Origin of the sequence: Oleiharenicola lentus (assembly GCF_004118375.1) — a bacterium.
GTDB lineage: Bacteria > Verrucomicrobiota > Verrucomicrobiia > Opitutales > Opitutaceae > Lacunisphaera > Lacunisphaera lenta.
On the sequence record NZ_SDHX01000001.1, the window covers coordinates 2,872,016 to 2,892,164 of the forward strand.

Sequence of the window (20,149 nt, forward strand, 5' to 3'; positions counted from 1 at the left end):
CCACGGGCTTGTAGCTACTCTTCTCTCCTTTTGCGCTTCTTGTGCTTTTTGTGGCCAATCCCCTCGGCGATCCGTGTCCATCCGTGAAATCCGTGGCTAACCCACCATGTGCGGCATAGCCGGACTGTTCTCTCCAAAACTGTCGCCCGCTGAGCGCGAGGCGGCGGTCGGGCGCATGGTGCAGAGGTCGGCGCACCGCGGGCCGGACGATCGCGGCTTATTCTCCGGCGGCGACGTGACGCTCGGCATGTGCCGGCTGGCCATCTTCGACCCGGCCAACGGACACCAGCCGATGACGACGCCCGACGGGCGCGTCACGCTCGTCTTCAACGGCGCGATCTACAACCACCGCGAGCTGCGCGCGGAGCTGGAGGCGGCCGGCTGGACCTTCCGCACGCACTGCGACACCGAGGTCCTGCTCGCCGCCTACGCGCACCACGGCGCGGCCTGTCTGCCGCGGTTGCGCGGGATGTTCGCCTTCGCCGCATGGGACGCCCGCGAGCGCACGCTGTTCGTCGCCCGCGATCCGCTTGGCATCAAGCCGCTTTACTACGCGCGCCTGCCCGGCGGCGGCCTCGCGTTTGCGTCCGAGCTCAGCGCCTTGCTCGCCAGCGGCCAGGTGCCGCGCGAGATCGATCCCGCCTCCGCCGGCGAATACCTCGCGTGGTTCGGCGTGCCCGCCCCGCGCACGATCTACCGCGGCACCGCCAACCTGCCGCCCGGCCACGCCCTCACGCTCGACGCGAGCGGCAATGTCCGCACGCAGGCCTGGTGGCACCTGCCCGCCCCGGTCCAGCCCGGACGCGCCGCACGCAACTACCACGACTTCGTCCACGGACTGCGGCACCAGCTTGAGGACACCATCCGCGCGCACCGCGTAGCCGACGTGCCGGTCGGCGCTTTTCTCTCCGGCGGCCTGGACTCCACCGCCGTCGTCGGGCTCATGACGCGCCTCGGCGGCCCGAAGCTGAAGACCTTTTCCCTCGTGTTCGGCGAAGCCGGTTACTCCGAGCAGGCCGCGGCGCGCGCCTCGGCCCAGGCCTTCGGCACCGAGCACACCGAGGACCTGCTCACCGGCGCCCGCGTCGCCGCCGACCTGCCGCACCTCCTCGCGAGCTTCGACCAGCCGACCGGTGACGGGATCAACACCTACTACGCCAGCCGCCTCGCCAAGGCCGGCGGCGTGACCGTCGCGTTGTCCGGCCTCGGCGGCGACGAGTTGTTCGGCGGCTACCCGTCGTTCCGCGATCTGCCCCGGTTGAACGCCCTGCTGCCGTGGTGGCGGCGCCTGCCCGGCGGCGTGCGTCGAACGATCCTCGCTCAATTGCAGGCGCGTCCCTCGGCGCGCGCCCGCAAGCTCGCCGATTTCCTCGCGCACGCCCGCGACCTGCACGAACTCGCCTCGCTCCAGCGCCGCGTGCTGCCCGAGACGCAGCGCCTTGCCCTCCTCGCCCCCGACGCCCGCGTGCAGGCCGGGCGGCTCGGTCCGAACCACCCGATGCTCGACGACTACGCGTTTGAGCTGTCCGGCGCCGATCCGTTTCAGATCATCAGCGGCTGGGAGCTGCGGACCTACATGGCCGACACGCTCCTACGCGACAGCGACGTCTTCAGCATGGCGCACTCGCTGGAACTGCGCGTGCCCTTCGTGGACCGCGTGCTGCTTGAGTGGCTCTGGCCGCAGGCGACGTGGTTCAAATATGACCCTCGCCGGCTCAAGCGCGCCCTCGCCGACGCCACCTCCGACCTCGTGCCCGCCGCCGTGCGCAACCGCCCCAAGCAGGGCTTCACCCTGCCCTTCGCCCGTTGGATGCTCGCCGAACTGCGGCCGTTCCTGGAGGAAACCTTTTCTCCCGCGTCGCTCGCCCGCTGCCCGTGGCTTGATGCCGGCGCCGTGGCCACCCTCTGGCGAGACTACACCACGAAAAATGATCCGCGGGCCTGGTCGCGGGTGTGGACCGTGGCGATGCTGGTGGCGTTTGCGAATCGGAAGCCGGAATAGGAGCAATCCCTCGGAAGGAATGGCCACAAAAAGCACAAGAAGCGCAAAAAGGAGACTTTCGGTCCACAAGCTTGGAGGAGTCTTTGCGCAATACGTGCTCAGTCAGTTTCCGACGCGAGTGCGGTCGAGCCCCCGGAACGTCACTCCGCTTTTTGCGTTTTTTGTGCTTTTTGTGGCCAATCGCTTTTCTGCATCGGCATGAACGTCCTCCTCATGTCCCCGGAGCTTTTCCTGCACGAGGGCGGGATCGCGCGCATCATGCGGCTTTACCTGAAGGCGCTGTGCGAGACCGCCGCGCATGTGGACTCAGTCGTCCTGAATGATCGCCCCGGCCCGGAAGTGCGGCTGGCCCGCTACGCCAACGCACGTCTGGGCGAACGCATCGGCTGCGACCGACGCAAGCTCGCCTTCGTGCGCCAGACCCTGCGGTTGGCCAAGCGGGCCGACCTCCTCGTGTGCGCGCACCTGCACCACCTGCCCATCGCATGGCTAGCGCAGCGGTTCAACTCGCGCCTGCGCTACTGCCTCGTGGCCCATGGTATCGAGGTCTGGCGTCCTTATTCCGCATTGGAGCGTCGCGCACTGCTCGGTGCCCACCGCATCCTCTGCGTCAGCGAATACACCCGCCGCCAATTGCTGCGCTTCCTCCCGGCGCTCTCGCCCGAGCGACTCGTCGTCGTGCCCAACACGCTCGACCCGCACTTTGCGCCGCAGAATCGCGACGCATGGGGCGCGAGTTCTGCGGACGCATCCCGGGCGGCGAGCACGCCGCAACGGGACGCCGTTCCCTTCGCGCTGCCCCGCATCCTCACGGTCGGACGCCTCTCCGCCGCCGACGCCTACAAGGGCTTCGACACGCTCATCGAAGCGCTGCCGGCCATCCGTCGCGAATACCCCGCCGCCCGCCTGCGCATCGTCGGGACGGGCGACGACCAACCGCGCCTCACCGCGCTCGCCCAGCGCCTCGGCGTGCAAGGCTCGGTGGACTTCCTCGGCCCCGTTGAGGACGACGCCCTGCGCCTCGAATACACGGCCTGCGACCTGTTCGCCCTGCCCAGCCGCCGCGAGGGTTTCGGGCTCGTTTACCTGGAGGCCATGATTCACGGCAAACCCTGCCTCGCCGCCCGGGCCGGCGGCGCCCCGGAGGTCGTCAACGACACCGTCGGCCGGCTGGTCGAATACGGCAACATTCCCGAGATCGCCGCCGCCGTGGACGAACTGGTGCGCTCGCCCCGTGATTCGGAGATTGTGCGCCGGCACGCCGCCGCGTTTGCTTTTCCCGTGTTCGCCCAGCGCCTCGCCGCCGTCCTCGCCTGACGATGTCCCAACCGCCAACACCCGAACTCGTGCTCGAAGCCGGCCGCTCATCGCGGCACTACTGGTCCGACCTCTGGCGCTACCGTGAACTCCTCGGCTTCCTCGCGTGGCGCGACATCAAGGTGCGTTACAAGCAGGCGGCGCTCGGCATTGCCTGGGCGGTCATCCAGCCCGTGGTGCAGACCGTGCTGCTTACCTTCGTCTTCGGCAAACTGGCCAAGATGCCCGACGGCGGCCTGCCCTACCCGCTCATCGTGCTCGCCGGCCTGCTGCCGTGGCAATTGTTCACCTCGGCCTTCAACGGCGCGGGCAACAGCCTCGTCGGCAACTCACATCTCATCTCGAAGGTCTATTTTCCGCGGCTGGTCGTGCCGCTCTCGTCGCTGGCCGTGGCCCTGATAGATTTTGGCATCATGCTGGTGCTGACCCTCACGGTGATGGCCGGATTCGGCATCTACCCTGCGTGGCAGCTGCTTCTGCTTCCGCTGTTTTTGCTGCTGGGGCTGTTGATTGCACTCGGCGCCGGTCTCTGGATCGCCGCGCTCACCGTCAAGTTCCGGGACTTCCGCTTCATCACCCCGTTCATCCTGCAGATCGGCATGTTTGTGACGCCCGTCGGCTTCCGCACCGACCACCTGCCCAACTGGCGCGACCTGCTGGCGCTCAACCCGCTGGCCGGCGTCGTGGACGGGGTGCGCTGGAGCCTGCTCGGCGGTCGCACCGAACTCTATCTGCCCGGCCTCGCCTCCTCGGTGGTCGTGGCCGCCATCCTGCTCGTGACCGGGCTCTGGTATTTTCGCAAAACCGAGCGCCAGTTCGCGGACATCATCTGAGCATGCCCTCGCCCGCCATTGAAGTTTCCGGTCTGAGCAAGCGTTACGTGATCCAGCATGAGTCGCGGCACGACAGCCTGCGCGACACGCTCCACCACACGGCGCGCAAGCTCTGGCGTCGTTTCCGCTGGGGCACGGGCTTCGAGACCGAGGAGTTCTGGGCGTTGCGCGACGTCTCCTTCGCCGTGCAACCGGGCGAGGTGGTCGGCATCATCGGCCGCAATGGCGCCGGCAAATCCACGCTCCTGAAGGTGCTCTCCCGCATCACCGAGCCCACGGCCGGCTCGGTCCGGCTCCGCGGCCGGATCGCCTCGCTGCTCGAAGTCGGCACCGGCTTCCATCCCGACCTGAGCGGCCGGGAGAACATCTTCCTCAACGGCGCCATCCTCGGCATGTCGCGGGCCGAAATCACGCGGAAGTTCGACGAGATCGTGGCCTTTGCCGAGATCGAGCGATTCCTCGACACGCCGGTGAAACGCTACTCCAGCGGCATGTATGTGCGCCTAGCCTTCGCCGTCGCCGCCCACCTCGAACCCGAGATCCTCATCATCGACGAGGTCCTCGCCGTGGGCGACGCCCAGTTCCAGAAAAAGTGCCTCGGCAAGATGCAGGAGGTCGCCCAGGGCGGCGGCCGCACCGTGCTGTTTGTCAGCCATAACATGGGCGTGATCGCCAACCTGTGTTCGCGTGTCATCATGCTGGGCGAGGGCCGGGTTCTCACCGACGGCACGACCTCGGCGGGCGTCAACGCCTACATCCAGGCCGCAGCCCACCACGCGGGAGAGGCCACCTGGCGGGAGGACGACCCGGTGGCCGGCAACGAGCGGATGCGGCTGCACGCCGCGCGCGTCACCGTGGCCGGGCGCACCGCGGCGGAGGTTCCGATCGATCAGGATGCGGTCGTCGAGTTTGACTTTGCCGTGACGGGCGCGCGTCGCCGGGTGTCCACGAGCATCCACCTGTTCGACAAACAGGGTGTCTGGGTGCTCTGCTCGGGCCCGGCCAGCGCGGAACTCGATCCCGGCGCCTACCGCCACCGGGTCACGCTGCCCGGCAACCTGCTCAACGACGGGCTCTACCAGGTCAGCATCATCCTCCTGACGGATGTGACCAACATCCAGGTCCAGGTGCGCGACGCTGTTTCCTTCACCGTGCATGAGACCGGGGTCGGCCGCGAGGAATACGGCGGAGTGATCAACGGCTGCGTTCGCCCTCAGCTGCGCTGGCAGTCCGTCCCGCTGCCCCCCACCCCGTCGTCCGCCTAGGTGCCGCCCGCCGTCCGTCTCCGCCATGCCCACGGCTCCGCTGCTCTCCATCTGCATCCCCACCTACAACCGGGCTGACGTGCTGGAGCCGGCGCTGGCCCATCTCATGGAAACGCGCCGGCCCTACATCGAGCGGATCGAGGTGGTGGTGGTGGACAATGCCTCCACCGACCGCACGCCCGCGGTGGTGGCCCGGTGGGCGGGCGAAGCGAACTTCCGGGCGGTGCGCCGGTCGGTCGGCATTTCCGGCAACGCGAACATCGTGACCACACCGCGCGAATACGCCTCGGGCGAGTTCTTCTGGGTCATTGGCGACGACGATCTGATCCTGCCCGGCAGTCTACCGTTGCTGCTGGAACTGCTCGGGAAGAATCCGGACCTCGACCACTTCGTGCTGAACTACACGCACGGCAGCTATGAGGAATGCTGCCGGCTGCGCACGGAGAATGATCCCGGCTATGAACCGCCGGAGGAAAGCCTCGCCTGTCCGGACCGGCGGCTCGTCCGGCAGGACTCGATCGCGCGGGTCCTGGAGGCGACCGAGGGGAATTTTCAGTTTCCCAGCCATGTGGTCGGCCACGTCACCCGCACCCGACGCTGGCGCGAGATCCGGTTGCCCAACGAACCGTTGCAGCAGGCGGCGCTCTTCGACACTTTGGAAGACACCTTTCCGCACCTCGTGCTCCTGTTCAACGCGGCGCAGCGCCGCCCCGTGTTCTACTGCGGGCGCCCGCTGGCCTTCGCGAGCCTGGGCGCGCAAGAATGGGCCCGGCCTCGGTGGTTTGATTTCTTCTACCGCTGCCACGAACTCCGTGCCCGCTGGCGGCAACTGGGCGTGGCACCCGACCACCTGAGCCTGATGCACCGGCGCTGGATCGGACAATGGACGGGTGATCTGCACCGGTTCTGGTTTTTGGAAAGCGGGCCAACCATCCGCCCGGGCCTGCTAGCGAAGTTCATCTGGCGCTCACTGCCGGAACCCGCGGCGCTGGCACGGCGCCTGTTGCCCCTGCTGGCCCGCAAGATCAAACGCAGCCTGCGCGGAACCCCGGGACCGGCCCGCGCCGCGTAATCGCCGAAGCTTGCCCCGCCAACCCCGCCCCGCCCATCCTTTCGCCTTCCCCGCGATGAAATCCAAGCCGCAAGGTCCGATCGAAACCGCCAGCCAGGCGGCCCGTCGCCTTGCCACCCGGTGCTTCGGAGCCGGTCCGTCCGGCGTGATCGAGCCCTTTGCCTGGCACCTCCGGCGCCAGCACCCGGGCCAGCGCCGCAGCCTGTCACAACCCGAACGCCTCACCGGCATCATCAGCCAAGCCGCGGGTGAGTCCTGTGCGTTTGAACCGTTCCGCGTCCTCGCTCCCGATGGGACGGTCCGCGCGTTGTCCGTGACCCACCCGCCGACCGCCAGCGCGGGGATCGCCCCGGGGCCGGCCGCCACGATATTCAGCCTGTGCCCGGGAGCAGTGGCCGGGAACGACTGCGTCGTTTATTGCCCCGAGACCCGGGTGGCGGTGGAGGAAAGCATCAGGCAGTGGGACACGCCGGTTTCCCATCATCCGTTGTTTGCTGCGCCGCGTTTCCCCCGGGCGGAGACCCTGCCCGGAGTCGGCCTCGTGCTGGGGGTGCTCTCGATCGAATCGTTCTACCACTTTCTGCTCGAGTGCCTGCCCAAACTCGCCCTGTGCCGGCCGTGGTGGGATTCCATCGATCACTTTATCGTCAACGGCAGGGCCGGTGGATTCGCCGAACGCTGGCTGATCCATGCCGGCATCCCCGCCGCGAAGCTGCGCTGGCTGGGCGATCTCGGCCACTACCGTTGCGACCAGCTGCTCTTCACCGGCCCTTTGACCGGACACCACTACGCCACCCCGGCCGTGCTCCGACACCTGCACTCGCTCTGGCCTCGCGGAGAAACGGGGCCCGCGGCCAACCGGCGGCTCTGGATTTCCCGACGCGGCGCCTCCGAGCGCGACCTGCGCTGGGAATCGGCGCTGCTGGCCCAGCTCCCCGGTTTTGAAACCGTGGTCCTGCAGGATCTTTCCCCCGCGGAACAGATCGGCCTGATGCGCACGGCCCGAGTCATCGCGGGCCCGCACGGCGCCGGACTCGCGGGCCTGGTCTTTGCTCCCGCCGGCACGCAGGTCTGGGAGTTCTGCGAGACCTCCGCCCCCGGGGCGAACACCTTCTACTCCCGCCTCGCGCAGGTCGCCGGACTCAGGCATTGCGCCGTGCAGATTGATTTTCAGAAGGAGTCCGATGTCCGCTGGTTGCAGCCTCATTTCGCCTGAACCCCCATCCCATGACCCGGCAACTGCAGTCACTGTTTCACCACGGCAGCCACCTTTGCGGGCGCTGGCGCGCGTGGCTGGCCTCGTTGAGCGGCGTAAAATCCGCGGCGGCCGTCACCCTCGGCCGGAACTGCGAGGTCGCGCTCGGACCGGCGCCCGGACGCCGCGGGATCATCGAACTCGGCGAAGGCACCCGGCTGCAACACGGCGTGCTGCTCCATCCCTACGGCGGTCGCATCTCCGTCGGCCGTGATGTCTTCATCGGACCCGGCGCCGTCATCTACGGTCACGGCGGCGTCGAGATCGGCGACGAAACCCTCGTCTCGATGCATTGCCGGATCCTCTCCTCCAACCACACCGTTCCGCCGGCCGGCACGCCCATCCGTTCCCAGCCCGACCTGTTGCTCCCGACCAAGATCGGCCGCGATGTCTGGCTCGGCGCCGCGGTGACCGTGCTCGGCGGTGTGACCATCGGTGACGGTTGTGTGGTTGGCGCCGGCTCGGTCGTGACCCGCGATTTGCCGCCCGGCGCCATCGCCTACGGCAGTCCCGCCGAGGTCCGTCGGTTCCGCGACGGCAGCTCCGCCCAGACCTGATGCCCAACCCACGGCTCACGGTGGTCGTCCCGGCGCACAACCCCCATCCGGGACGGCTGCACCGCACGCTCACCGGACTGCGCGCGCAGAGCTTGGCCGCGTCCGAATGGGAGTGCCTGCTGGTGGACAACGCCTCGTCACCGGCGGTCGCAGCGGAAGCCCTGGTGGAAACGGCCCCGGCCGGATTGCGAATCCTCCGCGAGCCAGTCGCCGGACTGACCCACGCCCGTGTTCGAGGTTTCACCGAGGCCCGCGGGGATTTCGCCGTGCTGGTGGACGATGACAACGTGCTGGCCCCGGATTATCTCGCCCAAGTGGTCGCGCTGTTCTCCGAGCATCCGCGCGTTGGCGTGCTCGGCGGCAAGTCGCAACCGGAGTTCGAATCCCCACCCGCCGACTGGACCGCCGAATTTCACGGCCTGCTCGCCCTGCGCGATCTCGGCGACCAACCGCTGATTTCAAGCGGACTCCGTCCCGCCGGCGCCAGCCACCACGCCTATCCCGGCTTCGCACCCATCGGCGCCGGCATGGCGATCCGGCGAGCGGCCTGGGAAGCTTGGCTCAAGTCGCCCACCCGCCACCAACTCTCCGACCGGCGCGGCACCGAGCTGACTTCCGGGGGCGACAACGACATCGTCCTCTGCGCCATGAAAGCCGGCTGGGAAGCGGGCTACTTTCCGACCCTGCGCCTCACCCACCTCATCCCACCGGGGCGCACGACGCCCGACTACCTTGCGCGACTTAACCGTGCCATCCAACAATCGTGGATGCGGGTGCTTTCGCTTCACGGGGCCAATCCGTTTGCCCCGCTCAGTCCCATGGACGCCAGCCTGCGCAAACTGAAGGCCTGGTTCAGCCATCGCGCCTGGAGCCGCAACGCGCCCTACATTCGCTGGCAGGGTGCCTGCGGCCACTTCGACGGTCGCGTTAAATCACCCGCTGTTTCCAGCTGACCCGCTCCTCCCCGCCATGTCGCTGCAAAGCAACCTATCCACCCGGCTTCGTCTCCTCCGGATCGCGCTCACCAAACGGTTCGTCTATGGCGATCTCGGCGACATCATGCGGGACCACGGCATGGGCATCACCGATGTTTGCGGCGACACGGAGCCGTTCTCCCTGCTGGCCAAGCTTTCCCCTGACCGGCAGCCCCTGCTGGAATTTCCCACCTTCGACCCGACCCCCTTCAACCGGACCGACTCGGCCTACACCGAAGGCTGGTCGTCCGAGCCCAGTGTCTCCCAATTTCTCGGGCGTCTGGTCCATGCAAAGCGCGCCCGCAAGGTCATCGAGCTGGGCTGCTTCACCGGCTGGTCCACCATCCACATGGCCCATGGCATGCAGCAGGCGGGCACCGGTCACATTCACTACCTCGACTACGACCAGCGCTTTCTCGATCAGACGACTGCCAACCTGAGGCGGCTCGGCCTCGCGGAGCTGGGCACGCCGTTGCAGGGCATGTCAACCTCGCCCGACGTGCTCCGCCAGCTGCCCGCGGAAGCAGATGTCGTCTTCATCGACACCTCCCACGAATACCAGCCGACGCTGGAGGAAATCGCCCTCTATCGCGCCCGGCTCGCTCCCGGCGGCTGCCTGGTGCTCCACGATTCGCTGTCCGCGCCAGGTGTGCGTCGCGCCGTGCGGGAAAGCCTGGACCGCTTCCATGTCCACACCTTCGCCACCGAACGCAGCAACGGGCTGACGGTGCTGCTGCCCCGCGCATGAGCACCTCCGGCTTCGTCTATGTCGCCACGGGCGCGCGCTACGTCGCCGAAGCCTGCCGCTCCGCCCGCAGCCTGCGCGCGAGCATGCCGGACGCCGCCGTGGCCCTGGTCACGGATTTGCCGCCGGATGAGGCAACCGCCGGCCTCTTCACCACTGTTATCGTCCGCACGGAGGTGCGCCACCAGCCCATCGACAAGCTCCTCGCCTGGGAGGCGCCTTTCGAGCGCTGTGTGTTTCTGGACACCGACACCCATGTCTGTGGCGACCTCTCCGACCTGTTCATTCTGCTCGACCGTTTCGATCTGGCAGCCGCCCCTGAAACCTTGCGCGGCTGGCACTACACGCTGCCGGAAGTGCCCGCCGCCTTCCCCGAATACAACACCGGGGTGATCGCCTTCCGGCGCGGTCCCGCAGCCGAGGAATTTTTCCGAACCTGGAAGGCTGACTACGAGACGCTGCATGCGAGCAACGGCTTTGTCACCGACCAGCCGGCCTTCCGCCGGGCGGCCTTCCGGGCCGGCGTGAGGATCGCACCGCTGCCCAGTGAGTTTCACTTCATCACCATCACCCCGAACTACACCATGTGGGCCGTGCGGCTGCTGCACGGCCGGAGCGACCTGCCGGCACTGGCCCGGGATCTCAACCGCCGGCCCGGCGCCCGCGCCTTCGTGCCCGGCTTCGGTCCAATCGCGGCTTTTCACGGTCATCGTGCCTGGATCGCCCAGTTATTTCGCCTGTTGATCCGGGGCGTTTGCGTTCCGTTCGCCGCGCTCCGCCCCCAAAGAACGCTCAAGTCGCATTGGACCGAAGAAGAGCAACGTCTCACCCGGCTCCGCACCAAGCCAACCGAATGACCCCCGGCCAGTTCTTGCTCCGCTTCTACCACACGCCGATGAACCGGCTGAAGGATTCGTTGCGCAACGGTGGTCCCCTCACCGAGCGCGAGACCGAGCGGCAACGACAGCTGATGATCGAGGCGGCCCGCCACTTGCCGGAGCTGCCGCAACCCGCCAACGCCCCGCGGGTCGCGTTGCACCTGCTCACGGGCAAGCGCTTCCTCTACCAGGCCGCCTTTTGCCTGCACTCGTTCGCCCGACATTCCGGCGCGGCCATCGAGGCGCACGTTTACGACGACGGCAGTTTCGACGAGGATCTGCTTTCAGAATTGGCCCGGCTTGGTCCCGGTGTCGTTTTTCATCCGATGGCCGAAACCAGCGCCAAACTCGACGCCTTGCTGCCGGAGTCGCGTTTTCCCGTGCTGCGCGAGCGGTGGCGCAATTATCCGAACATCCGCAAGCTGACCGATCCGCACCTCGGGTCCACCGGCTGGAAACTCGTGATTGATTCCGACCTGCTCTTCTTCCGGCGTCCGGACTTCCTCCTCGCCTGGTGTGCTGCGCCGGACCGCCCGCTGCACGCGGTGGACTGCGCGGAGAGCTACGGCTACTCGCGCAGCTTGCTGGAAAAACTGGCCGGCGCCCCGATTCCCCCGCTGGTGAACGTGGGTCTGTGCGGCCTCCGCAGCGAGTTGCTCGACTGGAACGAGCTCGAGGCCTGGTGCGCCGAACTCATCGCCCGGGAGAAAACCAGCTACTACCTGGAACAGGCCCTCGTCGCGATGCTGGTCGCACGCACCCAACCCTGCGCCATCGCCCCGGCCGGCGACTATCTCACCAAGCCCGACCGCGCGGAAGGCATGCAGCCCCGCGCCGTCATGCACCACTACGTCGCCGAATCGAAACGCTGGTATTACCGCCACGGCTGGCGCGAAGCACAGCGGGCGTTGAAACCATGACGGCGCCACTCGTCAGCCTCATCATCCCCTGCCACAATGCCGAGGCGTGGCTGGCCGAAACAGTGGAATCGGCCCTGGCCCAGACCTGGCCGCACCGGGAGATCATCGTGGTGAACGACGGTTCTCGCGACGGCAGCCTGACGGTGGCGCAGCGCTTCACCGGTCGCGGTGTGACTGTGGTGAACCAGCCCAACCGCGGCGCCAGCGCAGCCCGCAACCATGGCTTCCAGCTGGCCCGCGGTGCGTTCATCAAGTTCCTCGACGCCGATGATCTGCTCTCGCCGGACGCCCTGTCCGCGCAGGTCGCCGCACTCGCCGGCAATCCAAGCGGACTCGCCTTCGGCCCGTGGGCGCGATTCCACGAAGACCACTCGCGCGCGGTCTTCACCCCGCACCCCGGCTGGCACGACGGCAACGGACTCGCCTGGATCAAGGAAACCTGGCGTGACACCGAGCCGATGTATCAGTGCGGCATATTTCTGATTCCGCGCCTGCTCTTGGAGAAGTCCGGCGGATGGGACGAGCGGCTGACCCTGATCGACGACTTCGAATTCTTCACCCGGCTGGCCCTCGCTTCATCCGGGCTGGTTTTCACCCCGGACGCCAAGCTCCTTTATCGCTCGGGTTTGCCCGGGAGCCTTTCCGGTCACAAAAGCCGCCGGGCCTGGGAATCCGCGATCCTCTCCACCAACCTCGCCATCGGACACCTGATCGCCGTCGAGGACTCGGGCGAGACGCGCCGGCTCTCGGCCAACATGCTCCAGAAACTGATCTACAGTTTCTATCCCGAACACGGGGACCTGCGCCAAGCGGTGGAGCAACGCGTCGCCGAACTGGGCGGCTCCGACTTGCGGCCCGGCGGCGGGGCCGGATTCCAGAAGCTTGCCCGCCTCGCCGGCTGGCGTTTCGCGGCTGGCGTCCGTCACCTGATCGGACGTCGCCCCCGCTAATTGCCCGATGGCCCGCATCCGCATCTATCTAGCCCGCCACCTCTGCACCGCGCCGCGCCCGCAGAAGGAGGCCGATGCCCTCGCCGCGGCCGGGCACGAGGTCACGGTGCACGGCGTGTGCTTCGATCCGGTCTCCGCAGATCGCGACGCCCAATTGGCGCAAGGACGTGCCTGGCGTTGGGCGCCCGTCGCCGATTTCACCGCCAAGGGTCAGGCGACATGCTGGCTGGTCGCCCGCCTTCGTCATCGCCTCGCGCGTGACTGGTTCGCGCTCACCGGCCGGGTGACTTCCGAAGTCTGGGGCTACGCGCAGGGTGCGCTGATGCGTCACGCCCTGCAGGATCCGGCCGACCTCACCATCGTCCATTCGGAAGGCGGCCTCGCGATCGCCGCGGAACTTCATCGGCGCGGCCAACGGATCGGTGTCGATTACGAGGATTGGTTCTCGCGTGACCTGCCAACCGACCAGCAACGCGGCCGGCCTGTCGAGCGTCTGGCCGAGTTGGAAGCCACGCTCGGGCGCGCGACACCCTACGCCACGACGACCTCGCGCGCCCTCGCCCAGGCGCTGGCCACGCAATTCAAGGGGCCGGCCCCGTCCGTGATCTACAACACCTTTCCCGCCGGACCGGAGCCCGAAGTCACTTCGGCCAACGGACGCGCCGTGGCGTTGCATTGGTTTTCGCAAGTCATCGGCCCGGGGCGCGGTCTCGAATGCCTGATGGCCGCTCTGCCCGGCTTGACCTTCAATTGGATGTTGCACCTCCGCGGCGAAATCAGCTCGCCCTACAAAAACGAGCTGCTGGCCCGTCTGCCCGCCGAATTGAGCAGTCGGATTCAGTTTCACCCGACGGTGTCGCACGATCAGCTCGCAACCGCCATCGCCCGCCACGACATCGGGCTCGCGCTGGAGGAAAGCACCATCCCCAGCCGCAATCTCACGCTCACCAACAAATTTTTCCACTACCTCCAGTCCGGTCTGGCGGTCGTGGCCAGCGATACCGCCGGCCACCGCGAAGGCCTCGCGCTCGCCCCGGGCGCCGGGGTGATTTTCCCGGCTGGCAATGCGGAAGCCCTCGCGTCCGCCCTGAACCGTCTCGCCGCCGATCCCGATTCCCTGCTCGCCGCGAGAAAGGCGGCCCGAAACGCCTTCGTCGCCACCCTGGCGCACGAAACCCAGGCCGCCCGCTACGCCGCGCTGGCGTCCGCCGCGCTCGCCCACTGATGCGCATCCTCCTCACCGCCGATCCCATCATTCCGGTGCCGCCCGCCGGCTACGGCGGAATTGAGCGCATCGTGGACGCCCTGGCACGCGAGTTCCGCCGTCGCGGCCACACGGTCGGTCTCGTCGCGAAAGCCGGATCCACTTGCCCGGTGGATGCTTTCTTCCCTTGGCCGGGCGACAACGTGAGCGGCAAGCTCGACACCCTGCGCAACACGTTCGCGCTGGCGAAGGCGGTGCGGGAATTTGAGCCGGATCTGGTCCACAGTTATTCCCGTCTTGCCTACCTGTCGCTGATTCAACCGACCGCCCGGCCCAAAATCATGTCCTACCAGCGCCATGTTTCGCCCGGGCAGGTCCGCCCCGCCCTGCGCCTGGCCCGCCGCGATTCACTGACTTTCACGGGCTGCAGCGAGTTTATCTGCGCCCAGGGCCGGTCCCCGGGCACCCAGTGGACCGCGATCCCGAACTTCGTGGAAATTGATCGCATTGACTTCCAAGCCGAAGTGCCCGCGGACGCCCCGCTGCTATTCCTCAGCCGCGTCGAGTCGATCAAGGGACCAGACGTGGCCATCGCCATTGCACGACGATGCGGCCGCCGGCTGTTGATCGCCGGCAACCGGGCCACGGAAGGCCCTGAAGCGGAATTCTTCGAGCGCGAGGTCGCCCCGCATCTGGGGCATGACGGCATCGAGTGGGTCGGCGAAGTCGGCGACCTGGAGAAGAACCGGCTGCTCGGCCGCTGTGCCGCCCTCGTCGTGCCCATCCGGTGGGACGAGCCCTTCGGCATCGTGTTCGCCGAGGCGCTCGCCGCCGGCACACCCGTCATCAGCTGCGCCCGTGGCGCCCTCCCGGAAATCATCCGTCCGGGCACCACCGGCTTCTTTGTGCAAAACGCGGAGGAAGGCGCCGCCGCCGTCACCCGGCTCGGCTCGCTCGATCGGCGCGCCTGTCGGACAGATGCGGAGCAGCGCTTCAGTCTCGCCCGCTGCGCAGACCTTTACCTCGCACTTTACCAGGAAGCCTGTGGCCGAGCGACCGCCGGCCCGTCCGCATGAAACGCCTGCTGATCGTCAGTCCGCATTTTCCACCGGTCAACGCACCGGACATGCAGCGCGTGCGCATGAGCCTGCCGCATTTCGTGAAGGCCGGGTGGGAAGTCACCGTGCTAACGGCGGATGACCGGGAGCCGCAGGCCCCGCTGGAACCGGCCCTCCTGCAGACCGTGCCCGATTCCGTGCGAGTGATCCGGGTGCCCTGTCTCAGCCGGCGTTGGACGCGTTTCTTCGGTCTCAACAACCTCGCGTGGCGGATGCTGCCCTTTCTCGCCACCGCGGGCATCCGCCTCATCCGCACCTGGCGTCCGTCGGTGATTTATTTTTCCACCACGCAGTTCACGACGATGCCGCTCGGGCGCCTCTGGCGCCGCAGCTACGGCCTCCCTTACGTGATCGACCTGCAGGACCCATGGGTGAACGACTACTACCGCCAGCCCGGCGCCCCCCCGCCGCCCGGCGGCTGGAAATACCGCTTCGCCGACGCCAGCGCGCGCCTGCTCGAAGGCTGGACCTTGCGCCGCAGTGCTCACGTTATCAGCGTGTCCGCCCGCTACCTCGACGACCTGGCGCGCCGTTATCCGTGGTGGACGCCCGACCGCGGCAGTGTGCTGACCTTTGGCGCACCGGACGAGGACTTCGCGCTGTTGCGCGCCCGACCCGATGCGACGCGAGCGTTGCTGCCCGCTGGCAAGCGCTCCCTGCGGATCGCCTACGCCGGACGCCTCGGACCGGACATGCTGCCCACCCTCGAGGTCCTCTTCGCCGCCGTCGCGCGCTGCCGGGACGCCACGCGTCCGGTTGAACTGTATTTCTTCGGCACCTCCTACGCCGGAGCGGACCGGGCGGAATCGACCGGGACCGCCTGTGCGCAGCGCCACGGCATCGCGGACCTCGTGCATGAGCAACCGGCCCGGATCGGCTATCTGGATTCGCTGCGCCTGCTGATAGATACCGACGTCGCGCTGGTGCTGGGCTCCGAGGATCAGGGATACTCGCCGTCCAAAATCTACCCGACGCTGCTCGCCGGACGCCCCACGATGGCTATCGCACCGACCGGGAGCGTTCTGGCCGGAGCCGTCGAGGAACTCGGCGGTGCGGCCCTCGTCACCTACCGGCCGCAACCGACCGCGGACGATCAGGCCGTCGCGGCGCTGACCAGTTTGCTGCAGCATTGCATCGCCGGCCGGCCCCTGCCCGCACCACCGCTGGACCGCGCACGCTTGGAGGTCCGGCATTCGGCCGCGGCGGTGGCCCGCCGCCAATTGGAGATTTTCTCCCGCGTCATCGGCTGTTCAGACTGAGCCGTTAAAATGGAAAACATCAGCCGCGATTCCCAACCCGCCACGCAGGCGATGGACTACACGCTGCTCGGTGGCGAGCATCTCGAACGCGGCAAGCGCCTGTTCACCACCGGCCTCGTGCTGCTCGCCGCGGCGCTCGGCTACCTCGGCTACACGGCCAACACCGAAAACAGCCTCCATGTTTTCCAAGGGCTGCTCATCCTGACCCTCTCCGTGCTCCCCGGCCTGCTCTGGGCGAAGACGGGGGGCAGCCGCTTCCCGGTCTTTGAGACGATCATGCTGCTTTGCGCCAACTCCTATGCGCTGCCGCTGCTGAACGTGCGGGAGCAGATGGCCGACTACAGTGACGAGGTCATCACCCGCTCCGGCTGGCTGGTGGTCCTCTACGTGATTTGCGCCAACGTCGTTTACCGGGTCACGCGCGGCGACCCGGGACGCGGCAGCTTCTGGACGGAATCCCTGCTGTCCCCCGGCATTGAGCGCTCGGTGATCTATGGCCTGCCGGTCTCCGCGCTATACGTGGGCATCAGCGTGTTCACCGACTGGATTCCCCCGGCACTGGGCAGCGTGCTGCGCGCGGTGTTTTTCGGGCTGAGCATCCTCTGCACCTTTATCAGCGCCCAGCGCTGGGGCCGTGGCGAGCTGACCCAGGGGGAAAAGAGCCTGTTCGTGTGCTCGCTGGTGCCGCAGATGATCTTCATGTCCGTGGGCCTCGTGCTGATCGGCGCCATCAGCCAGGTCGGCATCGCGCTGCTCGGCTACCTGTCGGGCGGCAAGCGCATCCCGTGGGTGGTGATGCTCGTGACCTTCGCCATTCTGGCGGTCCTGCACACCGGCAAGTCGCGCATGCGTGAAAAATACTGGGAAGGCGAACTGCCCCAGCCCGGCCTCACGCAGCTGGCGGATTACTACGGCGAATGGTTCGAATACGGCCTCCAGAAGGCGGAGGAAAAAAAAGCCGCCAGCCGGCGCCTGCTCGAGCGCACCTCGCTCATGCACATCCTCTGCCTGATCGGTTCCTACACGCCCCAGCGGCAGGATTACCTCTACGGTTCCACCTACCGGCACGTCCTGCCCCAGCTCATTCCCCGCTTTTTCTGGCCGGAAAAACCCAAGTCCCACATCGCCACCTACGAACTCTCGATCTACTACGGCATCCAGCGCGAGGAGGACACCGAGACCACCACCATCGCGTTCGGTCTGCTGGCCGAGGCTTACGCCAACTTCGGCCTTTTCGGCGCCATCCTGCTGGGTACGTTCTGGGGCTTCACGCTCAAGAAGCTCCAGATCTGGTCCACCTTCAGCCCGATGCTTTCCTTCGCCGGCCTGATGATGGTGCTTCTGACCGCATGGGCCTTCAACTCCGAGCTCACGATGGCGGCGTGGATCTCCTCGTTCCAGCAGGCGCTCGTCGTGGTGCTGGGCGTGCCGTTCCTCATCAAGAACCTTCTCGGCGGAAACTGACCTCGCATGTCACGCCTCGCCATCGTCCTCTCCCACCCCACGCAGTATTACAGCCCGTGGTTCCGCTGGATGGGCACGCACACGCGGCTGGACTTCCAGGTGTTCTACCTCTGGGAATTTGGCGTCACCGAGCAACGCGACCCGCAGTTCGGCCACCGGTTCAAGTGGGACGTGGACCTGCTCTCCGGGTACGACCACGAGTTCGTGCCGAACACCGCGCGTGATCCCGGCACCCACCACTTCGGCGGACTGCGCAATCCTGCGCTCGGCGAACGCCTCCGCGACTGGCATCCCGATGCGGTGCTGCTCTTCGGCTACGCGTGGCGCAGCCACCTTGACCTGATCCGTCACCCACCCGCGCCGCTGATCTTCCGCGGCGACTCGCACCTGATCGGCCACTCGCCCTCGTGGCTCAAGCGCTGCGTGCTGCGGCGCATCCTGGCCCGCTTTGCCGCCGTCACCTACGTGGGTCAGGCCAATCGCGACTACTTCCGGACCTTTGGCGTGCCGGACAACCGGCTGCACTTTGCCCCGCATTGCGTGGACGCAGACCGTTTCGTGCGCGACGAAGCCTGCCAGCTGGCCGCGGCCCGGTTGCGCGAGGAACTGGCCATCGGCAACCGCAAGGTCGTGCTCTACGCCGGCAAGCTCGTGTCCGCCAAGCAGCCCGGCGCGCTGCTTGAGGCGTTTCGACGGCTGGCGCCGGCCGACTTCGCGCTGGTCTTCGTCGGTGAAGGCCCCGAGCGCACCGCCCTCGAGGCCCGCGCGGCACAACACCCCGGCTGCGCCGTGCGCTTCCTGCCCTTTGCCAACCAGAGCGAGATGCCGTCCCGCTACGCGCTCGCCGATCTCTTCGTGCTGCCTTCGCGCGGGCTTTATGAAACCTGGGGCCTGGCGGTGAACGAGGCCATGCACCTCGGCGTGCCCTGTCTCGTCAGCGACCGCGTGGGCTGCCAGCGCGATCTCGTCACCGACGGCGAGACCGGCTGGGTCTTTCCCGCGACCGACCCGGCTGGATTGGAAGCCGCGCTCCGCCGCGCCCTCGACGGGTTGCGCGGCGACACCCAGCCGCTCCGCCTGCGCCTCGCCGCCCGCATCGGCGGCTACACCTACGCCCAAGCCACCCGCGGGCTCCAGTCGGCCCTCGACCAGGCCACCGCCCACTCGCCATGAAAATCACCATTGTCTGCGGTTTTTTTCTTCCGGTGCCCCCGATCCTCGGCGGCTCCACCGAAAAAATCTGGCATCGCCTCGCCCGCGAGTTCGTCGCCGCCGGACACACCGTGACGATGGTCTCCCGCCGCTGGCCCGGCTGGCCGGACCGCGAGACCGAGCTGGATGGAGGGCTCACCCACCTGCGCCTGCCTGGCCGCACGCACACGCGTTTTCTGCCGCTCAACCTGCTGCTTGATTTTCTCTGGGGCCTACAGGTTGCCTGGCATCTGCCCCCGGCCGATGTTGTCGTCTGCAACACGGTCACCCTGCCCGTCTATCTCCGCTGGGTAAAACCAGCCGCCGGGCGCGTGGCGGTTGTCCTCGGGCGGATGCCTAAGGGCCAGAACCGCGCCTACGCCGCCGTGGACACGTTGCTCGCCACCAGCACGGCCGTGGCCGACAAGATCCGGGCGGAAAACGCCTCGCTCGACGCGCGCATCTTCAAATTTCCCAATCCCATCGACTGGCAGCTGCATCAGCGCGCCGGGGCCGCCGCCAAGGCCGGCGTCCTGACCATCGGCTACATCGGGCGCATCCACCCGGAAAAGGGCCTCGAACAGTTGCTCGACGCCGCCGTGCTGCTTCAGCGCGAACAGCCGGCCCTGCCAGCCTGGCGGGTTGAACTCATCGGGCCCGTGGCCGTGCCGCAAGGCGGCGGAGGCGAAGCCTACCGCGACGGCCTGCTGGCCCGCTACGGCCCGCTGCTTGGCGACCGACTCGCGATCCTGCCGCCCGTTTACGACGCCAACATCCTGGCGGAACATTACGGCCGGCTGGCGATCTTCTGCTATCCCAGCCTCGCCGCCAAAGGCGAGGGCCTGAGCATCGCCCCGATGGAGGCGATGGCCGCGGGGGCGGTGGCGGTCGTTTCCCAACTCGACTGCTACCGCGACCTGATCCGTCCGAAGGAAAATGGGTTTCAGTTCGACCAGTCCAGTCCGACGGCCGTCCGGGAGCTTGCCGACATTCTCACCCGGCTGCTGCAGGATGAACCCCTGCGGCAACGCGTATCCCGGCAGGGCCAGACCGACGTGCGCCGCCACGACTACGCCGAGGCGGCGCGTTGTCTCCTCGGCGAGTTTGCACGGTTGACCGCTCCGGCCTCCCCTCGCTGACTGGGA

The 20,149-nt window shown here is 67.5% G+C and carries 18 protein-coding genes; all 18 read left to right on the top strand.

The window, feature by feature from the left end:
- Positions 1-106: 106 nt before the first annotated feature.
- The 18 genes from asnB (at position 107) to ESB00_RS11860 (ending at position 20,143) form a co-directional block, all read left to right on the top strand.
- Positions 107-2,002: an asparagine synthase (glutamine-hydrolyzing) gene (asnB, locus tag ESB00_RS11775; protein ID WP_129047879.1), complete on the top strand. Its 1,896-nt coding sequence runs from the start codon at positions 107-109 to the stop codon at positions 2,000-2,002.
- 198 nt (positions 2,003-2,200) lie between these two features.
- Entirely contained in the window at positions 2,201-3,319 is a 1,119-nt protein-coding gene (locus ESB00_RS11780) for a glycosyltransferase family 4 protein (RefSeq protein ID WP_129047880.1), read from the top strand.
- A gap of 2 nt (positions 3,320-3,321) precedes the next feature.
- A complete protein-coding gene (locus tag ESB00_RS11785; protein ID WP_129047881.1) occupies positions 3,322-4,152 on the top strand; it encodes an ABC transporter permease in 831 nt (276 codons plus the stop codon).
- A 2-nt stretch (positions 4,153-4,154) separates the two neighbouring features.
- Positions 4,155-5,417, top strand: coding sequence for an ABC transporter ATP-binding protein (locus tag ESB00_RS11790; protein WP_129047882.1), 1,263 nt, complete (start codon positions 4,155-4,157; stop codon positions 5,415-5,417).
- A gap of 25 nt (positions 5,418-5,442) precedes the next feature.
- Complete coding sequence (locus tag ESB00_RS11795) at positions 5,443-6,489, top strand: glycosyltransferase family 2 protein (protein ID WP_129047883.1); 1,047 nt, start codon at positions 5,443-5,445, stop codon at positions 6,487-6,489.
- Between the two features lie 55 nt (positions 6,490-6,544).
- Entirely contained in the window at positions 6,545-7,705 is a 1,161-nt protein-coding gene (locus tag ESB00_RS11800; protein ID WP_129047884.1) for a glycosyltransferase family 61 protein, read from the top strand.
- A gap of 11 nt (positions 7,706-7,716) precedes the next feature.
- Positions 7,717-8,301: an acyltransferase gene (locus tag ESB00_RS11805; protein WP_129047885.1), complete on the top strand. Its 585-nt coding sequence runs from the start codon at positions 7,717-7,719 to the stop codon at positions 8,299-8,301.
- Entirely contained in the window at positions 8,301-9,254 is a 954-nt protein-coding gene (locus ESB00_RS11810) for a glycosyltransferase (RefSeq protein WP_129047886.1), read from the top strand. The genes ESB00_RS11805 and ESB00_RS11810 overlap by 1 nt, the downstream gene beginning before the upstream one ends.
- 16 nt (positions 9,255-9,270) lie before the next feature.
- Positions 9,271-10,023, top strand: coding sequence for an O-methyltransferase (locus ESB00_RS11815; RefSeq protein ID WP_129047887.1), 753 nt, complete (start codon positions 9,271-9,273; stop codon positions 10,021-10,023).
- Positions 10,020-10,877, top strand: coding sequence for a glycosyltransferase family protein (locus tag ESB00_RS11820; protein ID WP_129047888.1), 858 nt, complete (start codon positions 10,020-10,022; stop codon positions 10,875-10,877). The genes ESB00_RS11815 and ESB00_RS11820 overlap by 4 nt, the downstream gene beginning before the upstream one ends.
- A complete protein-coding gene (locus ESB00_RS11825) occupies positions 10,874-11,818 on the top strand; it encodes a glycosyl transferase (RefSeq protein WP_129047889.1) in 945 nt (314 codons plus the stop codon). Before ESB00_RS11820 ends, ESB00_RS11825 begins: the two co-directional genes overlap by 4 nt.
- Positions 11,815-12,768, top strand: a complete 954-nt coding sequence (locus ESB00_RS11830; RefSeq protein WP_129047890.1) for a glycosyltransferase family 2 protein — start codon at positions 11,815-11,817, stop codon at positions 12,766-12,768. Before ESB00_RS11825 ends, ESB00_RS11830 begins: the two co-directional genes overlap by 4 nt.
- Before the next feature lie 7 nt (positions 12,769-12,775).
- Positions 12,776-13,993, top strand: a complete 1,218-nt coding sequence (locus ESB00_RS11835) for a glycosyltransferase (RefSeq protein WP_129047891.1) — start codon at positions 12,776-12,778, stop codon at positions 13,991-13,993.
- Positions 13,993-15,048, top strand: a complete 1,056-nt coding sequence (locus ESB00_RS11840; protein ID WP_129047892.1) for a glycosyltransferase — start codon at positions 13,993-13,995, stop codon at positions 15,046-15,048. Before ESB00_RS11835 ends, ESB00_RS11840 begins: the two co-directional genes overlap by 1 nt.
- Complete coding sequence (locus tag ESB00_RS11845; protein ID WP_129047893.1) at positions 15,045-16,349, top strand: glycosyltransferase; 1,305 nt, start codon at positions 15,045-15,047, stop codon at positions 16,347-16,349. Before ESB00_RS11840 ends, ESB00_RS11845 begins: the two co-directional genes overlap by 4 nt.
- A gap of 9 nt (positions 16,350-16,358) precedes the next feature.
- On the top strand, positions 16,359-17,813 hold the full coding sequence (locus ESB00_RS11850) for a hypothetical protein (RefSeq protein ID WP_129047894.1): 1,455 nt from the start codon (positions 16,359-16,361) through the stop codon (positions 17,811-17,813).
- Between the two features lie 6 nt (positions 17,814-17,819).
- Positions 17,820-18,986 (top strand): glycosyltransferase family 4 protein, encoded by a 1,167-nt coding sequence (locus ESB00_RS11855; RefSeq protein WP_129047895.1) that lies wholly within the window; start codon positions 17,820-17,822, stop codon positions 18,984-18,986.
- Entirely contained in the window at positions 18,983-20,143 is a 1,161-nt protein-coding gene (locus ESB00_RS11860; RefSeq protein ID WP_129047896.1) for a glycosyltransferase family 4 protein, read from the top strand. Before ESB00_RS11855 ends, ESB00_RS11860 begins: the two co-directional genes overlap by 4 nt.
- Positions 20,144-20,149: the final 6 nt, after the last annotated feature.

Coding starts and splice junctions, on each gene's coding strand:
- asnB (WP_129047879.1), top strand. CDS start 107: ATGTGCGGCATAGCCGGACTGTTCTCTCCAAAACTGTCGCCCGCTGAG.
- ESB00_RS11780 (WP_129047880.1), top strand. CDS start 2,201: ATGAACGTCCTCCTCATGTCCCCGGAGCTTTTCCTGCACGAGGGCGGG.
- ESB00_RS11785 (WP_129047881.1), top strand. CDS start 3,322: ATGTCCCAACCGCCAACACCCGAACTCGTGCTCGAAGCCGGCCGCTCA.
- ESB00_RS11790 (WP_129047882.1), top strand. CDS start 4,155: ATGCCCTCGCCCGCCATTGAAGTTTCCGGTCTGAGCAAGCGTTACGTG.
- ESB00_RS11795 (WP_129047883.1), top strand. CDS start 5,443: ATGCCCACGGCTCCGCTGCTCTCCATCTGCATCCCCACCTACAACCGG.
- ESB00_RS11800 (WP_129047884.1), top strand. CDS start 6,545: ATGAAATCCAAGCCGCAAGGTCCGATCGAAACCGCCAGCCAGGCGGCC.
- ESB00_RS11805 (WP_129047885.1), top strand. CDS start 7,717: ATGACCCGGCAACTGCAGTCACTGTTTCACCACGGCAGCCACCTTTGC.
- ESB00_RS11810 (WP_129047886.1), top strand. CDS start 8,301: ATGCCCAACCCACGGCTCACGGTGGTCGTCCCGGCGCACAACCCCCAT.
- ESB00_RS11815 (WP_129047887.1), top strand. CDS start 9,271: ATGTCGCTGCAAAGCAACCTATCCACCCGGCTTCGTCTCCTCCGGATC.
- ESB00_RS11820 (WP_129047888.1), top strand. CDS start 10,020: ATGAGCACCTCCGGCTTCGTCTATGTCGCCACGGGCGCGCGCTACGTC.
- ESB00_RS11825 (WP_129047889.1), top strand. CDS start 10,874: ATGACCCCCGGCCAGTTCTTGCTCCGCTTCTACCACACGCCGATGAAC.
- ESB00_RS11830 (WP_129047890.1), top strand. CDS start 11,815: ATGACGGCGCCACTCGTCAGCCTCATCATCCCCTGCCACAATGCCGAG.
- ESB00_RS11835 (WP_129047891.1), top strand. CDS start 12,776: ATGGCCCGCATCCGCATCTATCTAGCCCGCCACCTCTGCACCGCGCCG.
- ESB00_RS11840 (WP_129047892.1), top strand. CDS start 13,993: ATGCGCATCCTCCTCACCGCCGATCCCATCATTCCGGTGCCGCCCGCC.
- ESB00_RS11845 (WP_129047893.1), top strand. CDS start 15,045: ATGAAACGCCTGCTGATCGTCAGTCCGCATTTTCCACCGGTCAACGCA.
- ESB00_RS11850 (WP_129047894.1), top strand. CDS start 16,359: ATGGAAAACATCAGCCGCGATTCCCAACCCGCCACGCAGGCGATGGAC.
- ESB00_RS11855 (WP_129047895.1), top strand. CDS start 17,820: ATGTCACGCCTCGCCATCGTCCTCTCCCACCCCACGCAGTATTACAGC.
- ESB00_RS11860 (WP_129047896.1), top strand. CDS start 18,983: ATGAAAATCACCATTGTCTGCGGTTTTTTTCTTCCGGTGCCCCCGATC.